12 protein-coding genes and 1 pseudogene are annotated in these 15,437 nt (G+C 65.3%); 11 read left to right on the forward strand and 2 right to left on the reverse strand.

The genetic code is table 11. The features are described from left to right. Positions 1 to 320: 320 nt before the first annotated feature. From AU188_RS10805 to AU188_RS10840, 8 genes and pseudogenes are all read left to right on the forward strand, one after another. On the forward strand, positions 321 to 1,490 hold the full coding sequence (locus AU188_RS10805; RefSeq protein ID WP_059163685.1) for an acyl-CoA dehydrogenase family protein: 1,170 nt from the start codon (positions 321 to 323) through the stop codon (positions 1,488 to 1,490). Position 1,491: 1 nt separating this feature from the next. Then, on the forward strand, positions 1,492 to 2,295 hold the full coding sequence (locus tag AU188_RS10810) for an SDR family NAD(P)-dependent oxidoreductase (RefSeq protein ID WP_082686579.1): 804 nt from the start codon (positions 1,492 to 1,494) through the stop codon (positions 2,293 to 2,295). Between the two features lie 39 nt (positions 2,296 to 2,334). After that, on the forward strand, positions 2,335 to 3,489 hold the full coding sequence (locus AU188_RS10815; RefSeq protein ID WP_059163687.1) for a thiolase family protein: 1,155 nt from the start codon (positions 2,335 to 2,337) through the stop codon (positions 3,487 to 3,489). Between the two features lie 9 nt (positions 3,490 to 3,498). After that, positions 3,499 to 4,467: an amidohydrolase family protein gene (locus tag AU188_RS10820; RefSeq protein ID WP_156426627.1), complete on the forward strand. Its 969-nt coding sequence runs from the start codon at positions 3,499 to 3,501 to the stop codon at positions 4,465 to 4,467. Beyond that, the gene (locus AU188_RS10825) at positions 4,464 to 6,038 is read left to right on the forward strand and encodes a class I adenylate-forming enzyme family protein (RefSeq protein ID WP_156426628.1); all 1,575 of its coding nucleotides are present in this window, start codon (positions 4,464 to 4,466) and stop codon (positions 6,036 to 6,038) included. The genes AU188_RS10820 and AU188_RS10825 overlap by 4 nt, the downstream gene beginning before the upstream one ends. Positions 6,039 to 6,194: 156 nt before the next feature. After that, positions 6,195 to 7,862, forward strand: a complete 1,668-nt coding sequence (locus AU188_RS10830) for a flavin-containing monooxygenase (RefSeq protein WP_156426629.1) — start codon at positions 6,195 to 6,197, stop codon at positions 7,860 to 7,862. 166 nt (positions 7,863 to 8,028) lie between these two features. Beyond that, a complete protein-coding gene (locus tag AU188_RS10835) occupies positions 8,029 to 9,375 on the forward strand; it encodes a carotenoid oxygenase family protein (protein ID WP_059163690.1) in 1,347 nt (448 codons plus the stop codon). A 183-nt stretch (positions 9,376 to 9,558) separates the two neighbouring features. Then, a pseudogene (locus tag AU188_RS10840) lies at positions 9,559 to 10,316 on the forward strand (SCO6745 family protein). A gap of 383 nt (positions 10,317 to 10,699) precedes the next feature. Here AU188_RS10840 and AU188_RS10845 read toward each other — a convergent pair. Together AU188_RS10845 and AU188_RS25280 are read right to left on the reverse strand one after the other, a co-directional pair. Further along, on the reverse strand, positions 10,700 to 12,199 hold the full coding sequence (locus AU188_RS10845; protein WP_059163691.1) for an aldehyde dehydrogenase: 1,500 nt from the start codon (positions 12,197 to 12,199) through the stop codon (positions 10,700 to 10,702). Next, entirely contained in the window at positions 12,183 to 12,581 is a 399-nt protein-coding gene (locus tag AU188_RS25280) for a hypothetical protein (protein ID WP_156426630.1), read from the reverse strand. Before AU188_RS25280 ends, AU188_RS10845 begins: the two co-directional genes overlap by 17 nt. Before the next feature lie 202 nt (positions 12,582 to 12,783). Between AU188_RS25280 and AU188_RS10850 the strand changes: the two genes are divergently transcribed. The 3 genes from AU188_RS10850 (at position 12,784) to AU188_RS10860 (ending at position 15,436) form a co-directional block, all read left to right on the forward strand. Further along, positions 12,784 to 13,467: a TetR/AcrR family transcriptional regulator gene (locus tag AU188_RS10850; protein WP_286137386.1), complete on the forward strand. Its 684-nt coding sequence runs from the start codon at positions 12,784 to 12,786 to the stop codon at positions 13,465 to 13,467. Positions 13,468 to 13,725: 258 nt separating this feature from the next. After that, positions 13,726 to 14,565: an MlaE family ABC transporter permease gene (locus AU188_RS10855; protein ID WP_156426646.1), complete on the forward strand. Its 840-nt coding sequence runs from the start codon at positions 13,726 to 13,728 to the stop codon at positions 14,563 to 14,565. A gap of 1 nt (position 14,566) precedes the next feature. Continuing rightward, entirely contained in the window at positions 14,567 to 15,436 is an 870-nt protein-coding gene (locus tag AU188_RS10860) for an ABC transporter permease (protein ID WP_059163693.1), read from the forward strand. The last annotated feature ends 1 nt before the right edge of the window (position 15,437 follow it).

The raw sequence follows: 15,437 nt of genomic DNA on the forward strand, positions 1-15,437 counted from the left end.
TTCCCACGGGACGGTGCCTCGCACGTGACGGATATTGCGGTCGCTTCGCGGGTGAAAAGTCTCTGGCGATGCGCCGCCGGCGTCGCTTCCGCTGCCGGGCGATGGTGCACATTGACATCTGTCGCAGCCGATCACCCAAACCCCGTCGAAAAATCGAGGCTCAACGCGTGAGCATGCCACGGGGCACTTGGCTTGTATGAATCAAGCATTTGCTTTACATTGGTAACAGTTCCTCACCCCGATACCAAGGACGGCTATGGCATCCATCGTGTTCCCCCCGGCGCCTGACGCCGGGGGCGATCAAGGATCGGAGGTCGCCGGTGGCTGAGCACCGCGACCCGGATCATCATCTGATCGCCGCGACGATCAGACGGCGGCTGGCTGATTTCGGCGACGACTACTGGCTGGCCTGCGATCGCGACCACCGCTTCCCCGAGGAGTTCTTCGCCGCGATGGCGAAGGACGGCTGGGTAGGTATCGCGGTGCCCGAGGAGTACGGCGGGGGCGGTCGTGGTATCGCCGAGGCAGCCATCCTGTTGCGTGAGGTCGCGGCGTCCGGGGCAGCCTTGAACGGGTGTACGGCGCTGCACATGAACGTGTTCGGCCTCCAACCGGTGATCAAATTCGGCAACCATCGCCTCAAGGAGACCTTCCTGCCGCGGGCGGCATCCGGTGAGTTGCACGTTGCCTTCGCGGTCACCGAACCCGATGCTGGTACGGACACCTCGCGGATCAGCACCAAGGCTGTCCGTGACGGGGATAACTGGCGCATCTCGGGGCAGAAGATCTGGACGAGCAAAGCGCTGGAGTCCTCGGTGGCGCTCCTGCTGGCGCGTACCTCGCCTGCGCCGGACGACGAAGCGGGGCGGTTCGATGGGCTGAGTCTTTTCCTCGTCGACCTCGATCGCAGCCATGTCGACATCCGCCCCATCCCGAAGGCCGGCCGCAACGCGGTCGCAACGTGTGAGACCTTCTACGACGACCTACCGGTCGAGGGGTGGCGGTTGGTGGGGGAGCAGGGTAAAGGCTTCAAGCACCTGCTCTCCGGGCTCAACCCCGAGCGGGTGCTCATCGCGGCGGAGGCAGTCGGCATCGGGCAGGCGGCACTGCGCAGGGCGGTCGACTACGCCAAGGTGCGCCGGGTCTTCGACCGTGCGATCGGCAGCAACCAAGCTCTGAGTCATCCCCTCGCTGATTCCTACGGCCGGCTCGAAGCCGCCTGGGAGATGACGTTGATCGCCGCCGCCCGATATGACGCTGGACTGTCGTGTGGCGCCGAGGCCAATATCGCCAAGTATCTTGCCGCCGATGCTGGCTACGAGGCAGCGGACCGAGCGGTACAAACCCACGGTGGTCTGGGCTACGCCCAGGAGTACCACGTGGAGCGTTATTGGCGGGAATCGCGCATCATGCGGCTGGCGCCGGTGAGCCAGGAAATGACGCTGAATTTCATCGCCCAGCAGGTTCTCGGCCTTCCCCGGAGCTACTGACATGCGCAGGTTCGAAGGTCAAGTCGCCTACGTACTAGGCGGCGGAAGTGACGGGCCGGTCCGGCGAGGCGAAGAGCTACCGATGGGCAACGGCCGGGCCATCGCAATGAGGCTCTCTGCAGAAGGTGCTCGAGTCGTTGTCGCGGACAAGGACCTAGACCGTGCACGGGAGACCGTCGTACACCTGGCCACCCCCGGCGTCGCAGTCCAGGTTGATGCAACCGATCCGGAGGCCTGTGTGGCGGGGGTCGCGGACGCGGCGCAGTACGGTGACGGTCGTCTCGACGTCGTGGTGTGCAACGTCGGCATCTCGGGACGTGAGCCGGTCAAGGTGCAGTCCCTGGCGGACTGGGACTTGGCCAGTGCGGTGAACGTGCGTTCGCACTGGGTGACGGCGCAAGCAGCGCTCCAGACGATGCTCGCCAACGAGCGCGGCGTCTTCGTCTTCGTCGGCTCGGCTGCCGGCGTGCTGAGCAGCCGGCGCTCGCTGTCCTACGAGGCGACGAAGGCCGCACTGCTGGGCGTGATGCGCCACGTCGCGGTGCGGTACGCGGGACGCGGCATCCGTTCCAACGCGGTCCTTCCCGGCAACATCGATTCCGCTCTCGTGCGGCGCGAGTTCGGCGGTGCCGGCACGGCACGGGCGGCCGTGACGCCGATGGGACGTGAGGGCACCCCAGAGGAAGTGGCCGCTGTGACCGCCTTCCTCGCCAGCGACGACGCGGGCTATGTGACCGGCCAGAGCCTGCTCGTCGACGGCGGTGTCAGCGCCGCCTGGCCGACACCAACTGTCGGAAAGGACTGAGGAAACGTGGCGGAGACGCCGGCAATCAGCGGAGTGGGGATGAGCCCCTTCGGTAAGTTCCTGAACACCTCGATGAAGGTATTGGGCAAGGTGGCCGTGGAGGCTGCCCTTGGCGACGCGGGCATCGGCGTGCAGGACATCCAGGCGATGTTCTTTGCCAATGCGTTCGCCGGTCTGATCACCGGCCAGGAATGCATCCGGGGTGAGGTGATCGGCTACCCGCTGGGACTTGCGGGCATCCCGATCCACAATGTCGAGAACGCCTGCGCTTCCGGCGGCAATGCCCTTCATCTGGCGTGGATGGCCGTCGCGTCCGGGATGTACGACACCGTGCTGGCGCTAGGCGTGGAAAAGGCGAACCATCCCGATCGCCGACGAACTTTCAGCGCATATGCCGCAGCTGCGGATGTCGAGCAGATGTTCTCCACCGGCGCCGGGGCCGGAGAAGACCGCAGCCCGTTCATCGATCGGCAGGCCAAGCTTGCCAACGCGCTCATCGAAGAGCGCGGCGTGACGGTCGATGGCCTCGCCCGCATCGGCTCGCGCTCACTGCAGAGCGCCCGGTTGAACCCGTTTGCGCACCGCAGGTTCGGAGCGACCCCCGCGGACGTGTTGGCTGCACGCACCGTGGTGGAACCGCTCACCGTATTGATGAGCTCACCTGTCAGCGACGGCGCGGCCGCCGTGGTGGTCACCAGCAGACCCGAGGCGGCTGCTTCGGACCGGGCGGTGCGGATCCTGGCTTCCCAGCTGGCGACGCGCCCACCGCAGGATCGAGCGGATGCGTCCAACGCGGTTGCGGCGTCCGCGCGTGCGGCCTTCGAACAGGCGGGGCTGGGGCCGGCCGAGATGGACCTCGCCGAGGTGCACGACGCCTCTGTCGCATACGAGTTGATGGCATGGACCGACCTCGGGCTGTGCTCATTCGGCGAGGAAGAAGGATGGATCGCCGACGGAGTGACCGAGGCGGACGGCAGGATGCCGGTCAACCGCTCCGGTGGTCTTGTCGGACGCGGCCATGCGCTGGGTGCCAGCGGGCTGGCGCAGGTGCACGACGTGGTGGCCCAGCTCCGCGGCGAGGCGGGCGAGCTGCAGCTCGACACCGCGCCGCGCCGCGCCGTCGTTCAAATCGGCGGCGGTGTGGTGGATTGGCTGACCGCTGCCTCGACCGTGCATGTGCTGGGAAGGGGTTGAGTGGCGGGGATGTCCGACATCGTGATCGACGCGCACCTGCATGTCTGGGACGCCAAATGGCTGCCGGAGGGGTTGCGTCGGGCCTGGGCGCGCCAGGGTGCCGGACGGCGCCTGCCGGAGCGGGACCCCGAGATGCTGATGGGGCACGTGGCGGTCGGGCGGAGCGATCCCGATGCCGCCCTGACCGTGGCTGCGTTCGACCGGGCCGGGGTTGCGGCGGGCTTGGTGCCGGTCGTCGACTGGACGATCGTGGGGGCGCCTGCGGGACAGCACCTGCCCATCCGCCAGCTCAACGCCCGATATGAACAGCTGGCCGCCCGGCACGAGGGCAGGCTCTACTTTTGTGCCGGCCTGGATCCCCGCCATGCAGACGCGCAGGAGCTGTTTTTCGCGGCAGTCGAGCACCCGCACTGCAAAGGGATCAAGCTCTACCCGGCCGCGGGGTGGGATCTACGTGATCCGGCGCACGCATGGTTGTTCGCGGAGCTCGAAGCCCGCGAGCTGCCGGTCATGATCCACACCAGCCCGCTGGGCGGAGACCCGCTGCAAGTCTCCCGCAGCCGTCCATCCGAGGTCGCGTCGCTGCTCGCCGGGTATCCGCGGTTGCGTATGGTCTTCGCGCACGCAGGATTTGAAGCCTGGTGGGCAGAAGCGCTTGACTGCGCGACCGGATGGCAGCATGCCTATCTCGACCTGTCCCTTTGGCACCGCTGTGCCGAGACGGACTACCCTGAGTTCCGGCGGCGAATGCGCACGATGTGCAGGCAGATCGGTGCGCACCGGCTCATCTTCGGCTCCGACATCATCCGCGGTCCACGCGAGGATCCGCGCGGAGATCACCTCGCGAAATGGATCTCGATGGTGCGTGACCTCGCGTCGTCGTATGCCGGTGCCCCTGCCGTGCTGAGCGACGAGGAACTCGGACTCTTCCTGGCGGCGAATGCCGTTCGGCTGTACGACCTGGGGGAGTGCAGATGACCCAGGAGACGCTGGGAGATCTCTTCGGTAGGGCGGGTCGACGATTCGCCGGTAACATCGCCGTCACCGCCGTGGGGAAAGAGCGCACGTTCGCCGAGGTGGTCGACAACGGCTGGCGTCTGGCACGCGCGCTGCGCGACCGCGGTCTGGAACCCGGCGCTACGGTCGCCGCGATGCTGGGCAACAGGGTCGAGTCGCTGGAGGTCTACGTCGGGCTGGCGCTCGGCGGTTACATCGCCGTCCACGTCAACGACCGGCTCGCCGCGCCCGAGGTGGACTACGTGCTGAGTGACTCCGGCGCCTCGGCCATGATCCACACCGACGGATTGAGTTCCGTCGCCGCCGAACTCTCTTCCGTCGAAGGACTTGCCGCCTGGTTCGCCATCGATGCGTCGCCACCCGATGGTGCGACGGCCTACGACGAAGCGCTGGCTGCAGCCGACGCGACTCCGATGGCGATCGACCGGTCCTCAGGGGACATCGCACTGATCGGATACACCAGCGGAACCACCGGATTCCCAAAAGGAGTGCTGGTCAGCCATCGCGCCGTGGTCAATTGCATCAGACTCGTTCCGTACGCCTACCAGTTGCCGCTCCAGGGCCACGCCGCCTACCCGGGCGGCTGGTCTTTCGTCTCGTGCTTGTGGGGCGTGATCTTCCCGCACTTCTACACCGGTGGAACCGTCGCCTTCATGCCGGGCGCCACTGCCGACGAGTGGGGCAGGCACATGGTCGAGCATGAGTCCACCTTCACGCTCGCGCTGACCCAGCTGATCCCGCGGCTGCTCGCGGCCCTGAAGGCGCATCCCGAGGCGCTGAGGTTCCTCCAGACGGTGCTGCACTCCGGCGGTCCACTTCCGCGTGAACTCGCGGAGCGGTTGGTCGGCGCGGTCGGGGACCGATTCGTGGAGACGTGGGGCATGACCGAGGTGGTAGCGCCGATAACCATCGCCAACCGCAGTGACTGGACCGGGCGGTCCGATGCGCGCGACATCTTGGCCTCGGTGGGGCGACCGTTGCCGACTGCCTCGGTACGCGTCGTCGACAGCGGCGGATCGCCTGTGCCAGACGGACATGTGGGCGAACTCGTCATAGAGGCCGACACGATGTTCTCGGGTTATCACAACCAGCCGGAGAAGACCGCGAGTGTTCTGCGTGACGGCGAGTACTACACGGGCGATCTGGGATACCGCGACGAAGCCGGCTACTTCTACGTGACCGGCCGCGCCCAGGACCTCATCATCAGCGGCGGCGCCAACGTCTACCCGGCCGAGGTCGAACGCATCTTGCTACTGATGGATGAAATAGCCGATGTCGCTGTCTTCGGCCTGACCGACGACCGTTGGGGCGAAGCGGTTTCGGCGGCGGTGGTGCGTTCCCCGGGCGCCGACATCGACGCCGACGCCGTGCGCGACTTCGCCTGTCGGTGGCTTGCCGGCTACAAGAAGCCGGTGAACGTGTTCTTCGTCGATGAGTTGCCGCTCAACGCAAGCATGAAAGTGATGAAGCACGTCCTCGAGAAGCGGTTCGGACAGCTCACGCATGCGGGTGCGAATGGAGCCTCGCGATGACGAAACTCGGCTGCCCTCGAGTGAGGTGGCGCCGCGCCCGGAGTCCATCCCAGGCGGGCGCCGAGAGCATCTGGGTCTGAGCGGCGATCACCTCGCGTGACTTCGGGGTGCAAACGGCGTTTCTCAAAGCAAGCGCTTGATCTGATTGGAGTGGTAGTGAAAACATCAGCCGACCAGGAACGGTTGGGGGTCGATGTCGACTATCTGATCATCGGTGCCGGTGTGTGCGGTCTCTATCAGCTCCATGAACTGCTGGAACTCGGTGCAGACGTGCGGGTGGTCGACGCGAACGCAGGTCTCGGCGGTACCTGGTACATGAACCGGTACCCCGGGTGCCGATTCGATTCGGAGTCCTACACCTACCAGTACTCGTTCTCGCAGGAGCTCCTCGACGAGTGGGATTGGCAGGAGAAGTTCGCCGCGCAGCCGGAGACTCTGGCCTACCTCGAGTACGTGGCCGACAAGTTCGACCTGCGGCGCCACATCACCTTCAACGCACGCGTCGTCCGTGCCGAGTGGTCCGAGGAGAATTGGCACTGGCTGCTGACGTTCGAGGACGGTCAGCAGCTCCGGGCCAAGTTCGTGCTCTGTGCGATGGGATTGTTGTCCGTCCCGACCTATCCGCGCTTCCCGGGCCGCGGGACCTTCAGTGGTCTGGAGACCCACACCTTCGACTGGCCGGACGGATTCGATGTCACGGACAAGCGGGTTGCGGTCATCGGTACCGGTGCCAGTGGTGTGCAGGTCATCACCGCGATCGCGGACAAGGTGGAGTCCCTGTACGTGCTGCAGCGGGACGCCAATTGGTGCGCGCCCCTGGGCAATGCGCCGATCACCGCTGAGGAAATGCAGCAACTCCGGGCTTCCTACGCGGAGATTTTCGAATGGTGCCGCCAAACGCCGGCCGGTTTCATCCACCGGCCTGATCGGACGCTGTCCACCGATGTGTCCCGCGAGGAACGGCTGGCCCACTGGGAAAAGCTCTATCACGGGCAGGGAGCCGGCATGTATATGGGCAACTACCGCGATTGCATCATGGAGCCGGAGCCCAACCGGGAGCTATCCGAGTTCGTTGCGAACAAGATTCGCGAGCGCGTGAAGGACCCCGAGGTTGCGGAGCTGCTGATCCCGAAGACCCACGGCTTCGGCACCAAACGGGTCGGTGGGGAGTCCGGTTTCTACGAGGTCTTCAACCAGCCGAACGTGGAGCTGGTGGACCTGCGGGCACATCCGATCCTGGAGATCACAGAGTCCGGCATCCGGCTCGCTCTGGGCGGGGAAGATGTCCGCAACCTCGAGCTTGACGTGATCGTTTATGCAACCGGTTTCGACGCGGTGACCGGTCCGTTCGACCGGATCGAGATCATCGGCACAGATGGTGTGCGGCTTCGGGACCGCTGGGCCGACGGTCCACTGACGTGCCTGGGAGTCCAGGTGTCGTCGTTTCCCAACATGTTCATTCTCGTTGGTCCCCAGTCGGGCTCGGCGACGGCGAACTTCCCGCGCGGGATCGAAGACGTGGTGAACTGGATGACCGAGACCGCCCGCTACATCGAAGAACACGGAATCGGCAGGTTCGAGGGCCGCCGCAGCGCGGAATCGCGGTGGCTCGAGCACGTGTGCGAAATGAACGCGAAGCTGCTGATGTCGCGGACACAGTCGTGGTTCAACGGCCACAACACGAATTTGGACCGCGACGCCAAACCCAGGGCCATGGTCTACCTCGGCGGCGCTCCGCGTTACCGCAGGTTTCTCACCGAGGAGGCCGAGGCCGGTTACCCCAGCTTTCGGTTGGAGCCTGAGCGTTCGCCGAGCGTGACGTAGTCGATCCGGTCGCGGTGAAAGCGAGGACTGACGTGCGCGACGTCATATTAATCAAGCGATTGCTTGACTTGATGGTCGAGTGCTCGTAGGTTTCTGGTTAAAGACAGTGGAAGGAGATCGCGGTGGATCGAATCGTTCTGTGGGCGCATGTCGGTGGTGGTGGTCGATGACCGAGACCCAGTCCGAGACCCCGTTCTTCCTGGCCGGCAACTACGGACCTGTTGCCGACGAGCTCACCGTCCATGACCTGCCTGTTACGGGGGCGATCCCGCCCGAGCTCAGCGGTCGGTACCTGCACAACGGGCCGAACCCGCCGAGCGGGATGGAGGGGCACTGGTTCTTCGGCGACGGGATGGTCCACGGTGTCCGGCTCGACGGCGGTCGTGCCGAGTGGTACCGGAACCGTTTCGTGCGCACCGCAAAGCTCGAACGTGGCATGCCGGCCGATCCGATGCAGATGATGCCCGACCCAACAGCGAGCGCGGCCAACACCCATGTGATCGCCCACGCCGGCCGCATCTGGGCGTTGGAGGAGGCCCACCTGCCCTATGAGCTGACACCGGAGCTCGACACGATCGGCCTCTATGATTTCGGCGGGCGGCTCACCACGCCGTTCACCGCGCACCCGAGGCTGTGCCCGCAGACCGGCGAGCTGCACTTCTTCGGCAGCAGTCCGTTCCCGCCGTACCTGACCTACCACGTCCTCGACGCCGGCGGCCAGCTCGTTCACTCCGCGCCGATTACGTTGCCTGGGCCGGCGTGGATGCACGACTTCATGATCACCCGAGAGCACGCCATCTTCATGGACCTGCCCGTCCTGTTCAACCTCGAGGGGGCCATGCGGGGCGAACCCTCGATTGCGTGGAGCGACGGCTACGGCGCACGTGTCGGGATCGTGCCCCGCTTCGGGACCGATGCCGACGTGCGCTGGTTCGAGGTCGAGCCGTGCTTCGTCTTCCACCCGTTGAACGCTTTCATCGACGGCGACACCGTGGTGTGCGATGTCGGGCGCCATGAGTCGATGTGGCGCGACTCGATGGACCAGTTCTCCCCGTCGTACCTGCATCGGTGGAGGTTCAACCTCACCACGGGGGAGGTGCAGGAGCAACAGCTCGACGATGTGTGGCACGGTTTTCCCCGCGTTGCCGACGACGTCGTCGGGCTGCCCAACCGCTATGGCTGGGCAAACGGACCGCGTGACGCCGCTGGACAGCTCGGCGGTCCGGGTGTCGTCGTCAAGTACGACCTCGAGACGGGACGTTCTGATCGCTTCGACCTCGGGCCGACCGCCTATCCTGACGAGTTCGTGTTCGTGCCCGGCGGATCGTCCGGAGCCGAGGACGACGGATACGCAATGGGTTTCGTCTACGACGCGACCATCGACCGCTCGGATCTGGTGATCCTCGACGCCACCGACCCGCGCGCTGAGCCGGTGGCCCGGGTGCACCTGCCCAGCCGCGTACCGCACGGCTTCCACGGCAGCTGGGTCAGCGACGCAGCCTTGACCCGCTGACCCGCACACCATCGCGATGGTTCGGGGTTCGGACCCCACGGTCCGAACCCCGAAGCATCCGTTCCCGGGGTGGCCGCCGCCGGCCCACCGGTGGTCGCGATCACGGGTGAGCAAGCTGCGGCCATCGGCGGCCTGTCAGCAATTCAGGGCGCGCACACCTCTACCGAGAAGGAATTCATCGCCATGATCGAGACCGTAATGCTGGACGCCGCAGCCGCCACAGGAGCGGCGATGCAGCAAGCCGTCGCGATCTTCATGCTGCATCCGGAGACCTTCGAGGAGAGCGTCGCCGCTGGGTACCAGAACCCGTTGGCAGGGTCTGTCGCCGGATGCGGCGGAGTGCTGAGCGAAGCCAGCGGCGCCACAGTCGGCGCGGTGTTCGTCGTGTTCGAACCCTTCGGGTTATCGGCGACGTGGGACGGAGGCATCGCGATACGCGGTGCTGCCGGTGCGGCGCACCAGTATTGGGGCCAGACCGCCGACTTCGGGCGCAAGTATCTCGCGGATGCCCAGGGACTCGATCGTATTGCTTCGCTGGGGGAGAAACTGATCGCCGCAACACCGATCGCGGGGTTGCCGCTGTTCGCCGGCTGGCGTGAGATGCCGTTGGCCGACGATGCGCCGGCCCGGGCGCTGCAGGTGATGTTCGTGCTGCGGGAGCTGCGCGCGGGCGTGCACTTCAACGCGCTCACCATCTCCGGGATCACCCGATCGAGGCGCACATGCTCAACAAGGGACATCAGTACGCGACGATGTTCGGCTGGCCCGAACCGTTCGCCGACGGCGCAGACAAAAAGGACCGCTACGCCGAGGTCGAGCTGGCCACCAACCGGCGGATGGCCGAAATCTTCGCGGCCGCACTTGTTTCCGCCGAAGCCGAGGAGCTTGCCCGGCTGAGCACCGCTGCGCTGGCAGCGTTGGGAGCCAACGTCCCGAGCTGAACAGGGCGCCGGCCTACGAGATCCTGCCCCACACCCGTAAACCAACTTCTCGACCGGTGGATCCAGCGAACTCGTCGAAATGTTGTTGCACCAGGGTCTGAGCGAACCAGACGCGCTAGAGCGCCAACGGCGGTGCGTCGTCACGTTCGGGCCAGGATCATCCAAACGCGTGCGGCAAATAGACTGGCGTGGTCGCACGCCGAGGGTGGAATCGACTCGTCTTTGCCACGCTGGCGCCGGCGCGAAGGAGTAGTCGCGAAGCCCTGGGAATCCTCGAACGGCTGAACGTCGAATTCGGATGCAGCCGTGCAACATCGGCGCACAAGTCTGATGTCGTGCATCAGTTCGCAAGACCAGCCGCGCGCCTTGCCGCCTGTACGGCGTCAGTTCGCGTACCGGGTCGGCGTGTCTTCGAGGATCACGGTCTTGGTTTCGAGGTAGGGAAGCAAACCTTCCCGGCCGCCTTCCCGACCGATCCCGGACTGCTTGAAGCCGCCGAAAGCGATGCCGAGGTCCATTCGGATATCGTTGTGACCCACCGTCCCCGATCGCAGCTTGCGTGCAACGGCGGTGGCCTTGTCGACATCTTCGGTGAAGACCGAGGCATTGAGGCCGAATATCGTGTCATTGGCGATACGCACTGCGTCGGTTTCGTTTTCGGCCGGTATCACACACAGCACCGGCCCGAATATCTCCTCGCGGGCGATGGTCGAGGAGTTGTCGACGCGGCTGAACACCGTCGGTTCCACGTACCAACCGCGGTCGAGGTCCGCCGGCCGGCCACCGCCTGCCGCTAGCAGCGCGCCTTGGTCCTTGCCTTTGGCGATGTAGCCCAGCACCCGGTCGCGTTGCCGTTCAGTGGCCAACGGGCCCATCTGGGTGGCCGCATCGAATGGGTCGCCGACCCGAACATTCGAGAAGGAGGCCGAGATCGCGTCTACCAGCTCGTCGTGTCGTTTGCGGCTCACCACGATCCTGGTCAGTGCCGCACAGATCTGGCCGGAGAGTAGGCATTGGGCGTCGACGAGCTTCGTCGCGGTCGCGGCGGTGTCGGCGTCATCCAGGACGACCGCGGCCGATTTACCGCCGAGTTCCAATGTGTAGCGGGCTATCCGCTCACCGCACAGGGAGGCGATTCGCCGTCCCGCTGCGGTGGATCCGGTGAAGGTGATCTTGTCGACCCGTGAGTCACGCACCAGCGCTTCGGACGCCGCGCGGTCGGCCGTCACCACATTCAAGACGCCGGCCGGCAGGCCGACGGACTCCGCGATCTCCGCTATGAGGTAGGCGCTGCCCGGCGCCTCGGGCGAGGCCTTGAGTATCACCGTGCACCCCGCGAGAAGTGCGGGAGCGATCTTGTAGGCCATCAACGTAATCGGCGCGTTCCATGGAACGATCGCGGCGACGACGCCCACCGGCTCGCGCACGAGCAGGCCGAACTCGCCGCCGGCGGTCGGTGTCCTCGGCTCCTCGAACGGAAAGCTATCCGCGAGATCGGCGTAGTAGTCGTACACGCCTGGGATGGTGCTTGCCACCGTCGCGGCGACGTCGTGCACAATTCCGGATTCACGGCTCCAGATCTGCGCTGCCTCATCGATCCGGTTGCGCAGCCCGCCGGCGATGGCGCGCAAGTACTGCGCCCGCTCCCGATGCGACAGTGAGGGCCATGGGCCGTTGTCGAATGTGTTGCGGGCAGCGGCAATCGCTCGCGAGACATCCTCCTCGCGCGCTTCAGCAACTCGGAGGAACAGCTCCTCCGTCGCCGAGTCGAGGACATCGAACGTGGCCCGCGAGGACGGATCGACCCACTCGCCGCCGACGAAGAATTGTCCCGCATGGCGCAGCGAAACATCGGTCCGGCGGTTCTCACCCGCTGTTGTCATGGCCGCTTTTTCCTCTCGTCGCTTGTTCGGAGTGCACTCTCGAGTCTTTGTGAGCGACCAGCTGCGCGACCACTCTGCCGTTCCAGACGACCTCAACCTTTTCGCCCGCCGCAACGCGATCGAAGCATTGACCCGCGCGCCTTCTGAGATCGTCGAGCCGGATTCGGTGGCCAACCCCTCGCACCGCCACATCGACTGAGCCCAAGACTGGGCAGCCACGCGCGCCGCCGGCGGCTGGCTGGATGAGCGCCACCACCTTGCCCCGACGAATCACTTCGATCGTCTCGCCGGTCACGACCCGCTCGAGATAACCACAAGTGTGGCCGCGCAACTGACCGAGGCCGATCGGCGATTTCACGTCGTCCGCCGTTGCACAGCTCATCGGCGCTCACCAGGTTCAAATGCGGATGCCCGAGGCTCGATGCCTTGTGCACCGAGGTGCTCGAGCAATTTCGACGGCGTTTCCACGCCAGAATGATGACTGTACGTACGGTCAGTGTCAAGACGCTGATAGAGTCCTCTCACGCGCGATGACGCGCCGATGTGCCACTATAGAAGACCGTTCGTACGGTTAATGCGGCCGCATGGAGGTGAGGGTGCCTAAATCAGGGCGGCGTACTGAGATCCTCGACGCCTTCGTCCGTTATGTCGCTGATCGGGGCTACGACCGAACCAACATGGGCGACATCGCGGACGAACTCGGCATCTCGAAGGGCACCATCGTTCATCACTTCGGCACCAAGGCGCAGATGTTGCGCGAGACCGAAGAAAGTCACTTGCATCGCCACCGTGCAGCCGTGCAGATGGTGTGGAATCGCCTGGTCACGCCTCAAGAACGCGTCGCGGCATTCATCTTCATCTCAGCGCTGCTGCAGGTTCTGGCCCGCGACGCGGCAATTGCCAGCCAGCGCGAGGTCGTCCAGCTGACCGAGGACCCTGCCATGGAGGAAGTGCGCAGCCTCCGTCGTGAGTTGCGCGATTTCGCCATCGACGAGATCCGCAACGGAATCGACGCTGGCGTGTTCCGCGACGTGGATGCCGAAATTGCAGGGCTGCAACTGTGGGGATCGACCCAGTGGATGTGGGTGTGGTTCGACCCGGCCGGCCCACGAACGCCTGAAGAAGTTGGCGGCGCCTTCGTCGATGTTTTTCTTGGCGGCTTGTTGCTGGACCGTCTAGGAATGGGCCGGTGGGCTGATCCGACCGGTCCTATTGTTACGGTGGTGCGGGAATGCCTTGCTGCCGTGGATGATCCGATCCAAGGCTAACGCGGACAACGCCGCGTCCGCGTTGTCCAGTTTTCCCGAACGCTTCCTTGCCAATGAGTAAGCACTAGCCGTTGGCGGCGGTCAGATACTGACCGTACGGACGGTTTGTAAGGCGCCGGGACTGCATCAATCGTCATCTACTGACTGAGCTCGGGTTATTTTCGACGCAACTATTGACTGTACGTACAGTCATAGCGATAGTGATGGCGTGCAGCAAGACAGCAGGCGGCGACGGTTGCCGAGGTGTGGCCGAGGAGCATGGGCCGATGTCTACGGACGCCAAGTGCCCAAGGTGAACCGGTGACGACGCAGGCTCGCTTGACCGATTACGTCCGTGACCAGACCGCGCCTGGTCTCGAAGCGGTCGGCGGCTTCTTCCGGATGTCCTTGCTGACCGCCAAAGCGCTGTTCCGGCGGCCGTTTCAGTGGCGCGAGTTCATCTTGATGTGCTGGTTCGTCATGCGGGTCGCGATCCTGCCGACCATCGCGGTCGCCATTCCGTTGACGGTGCTGTTGGCGTTCACGCTGAACGTATTGCTTGTGCAGATCGGCGCCGCCGATATCTCGGGTGCGGGCGCGGCTCTCGGCGGGGTCACCCAACTGGGTCCGCTGGTGACGGTGCTTGTGGTGGCAGGCGCGGGCTCGACGGCCATTTGCGCCGATCTGGGCGCCCGCACCATGCGGGAAGAGATCGCGGCGATGGAGGTGCTCGGTATCGATCCGATCCAACGGCTGGTGGCGCCCCGGGTACTTGCCGCCACCGTGGTGGCCACCCTGCTCAACGGCTTGGTAGTCGTCGTCGCCCTGGTGGGCGGCTTTATTTTCGGTGTGTACCTGCAGAACGTGTCGGGTGGCGCGTACATAGCCAGCCTGACCCTGATCACCGGCCTCCCCGAGGTGATCATCGCGACTATAAAGGCCGCGACGTTCGGTCTCCTCGCCGGCCTGGTCGGGTGCTACCGCGGGCTGATGGTCAAGGGCGGCTCGAAGGGCTTGGGCGTCGCGGTGAACGAGACCGTTGTGTTGTGTGTGCTCGCGCTCTTCGCGGTCAACGTGGTGCTGACGACGATCGGCGTGCGGTTCGGGACGGGGAGCTGACATGTCGACCGCCGTCGTTCTTCGATCCCGTTACCCGCGGGCAGCCGCCAACTTGAGCCGTTATGTCGGGGCCATTGGTCGCGGGCTCACCGAGAGCGGACGCCTCGCCTGCTTCACCGCGAACGCCACCGGCGGGCTGGCGTGGGCAGCCACGCGCTATCGCAAAGAGGCGATCCGGCTCATCGCCGAGATCGGCATGGGCACCGGTGCGATGGCGGTCGTGGGCGGCACCGCCGCGATCGTTGGATTCGTGACGCTGTCGGGCACCTCGCTGATCGCCATCCAGGGTGTGGCATCGCTGGGCCAGGTCGGCATCGAGGCGTTCACCGGGTTCTTCGCCGCGCTGATCAATGTGCGCATGACGGCCGCAGTTGTCACCGGTATCGCATTGGCCGCCACGGTCGGCGCGGGCGCCACCGCCGAGTTGGGCGCCATGCGCATCAACGAGGAGGTTGACGCGCTGGAGGTGATGGGCATCAAGTCGATCGCGTACCTGGTGTCCACCCGCGTCTTGGCCGGGCTGGTGGTGATCATCCCGCTGTACGCGCTGGCGATGCTCGTGTCATTCGTGTCACCGCAAGTTGTCACCACCGTGCTGTACGGGCAGCCGTCGGGCACGTACGACCACTACTTCCGCACGTTCCTGCGTGTGGATGACGTCTTCTGGTCGTTCGGCCAAGCCATCATCATCGCGGTGATCGTGTTGGTCACGCACTGCTACTACGGCTACAACGCCAGCGGCGGCCCCGTCGGCGTCGGGGACGCCGTCGGCCGATCCATGCGTTTTTCGCTGGTATCTGTGCAGGTCGTTGTCTTGTTCGCGGCGTTGGCGCTCTACGGCGTCGACCCGAACTTCAACCTGACGATGTGAG

Origin of the sequence: Mycobacterium sp. IS-3022 (assembly GCF_001500065.1) — a bacterium.
Classification (GTDB): Bacteria; Actinomycetota; Actinomycetes; order Mycobacteriales; family Mycobacteriaceae; genus Mycobacterium.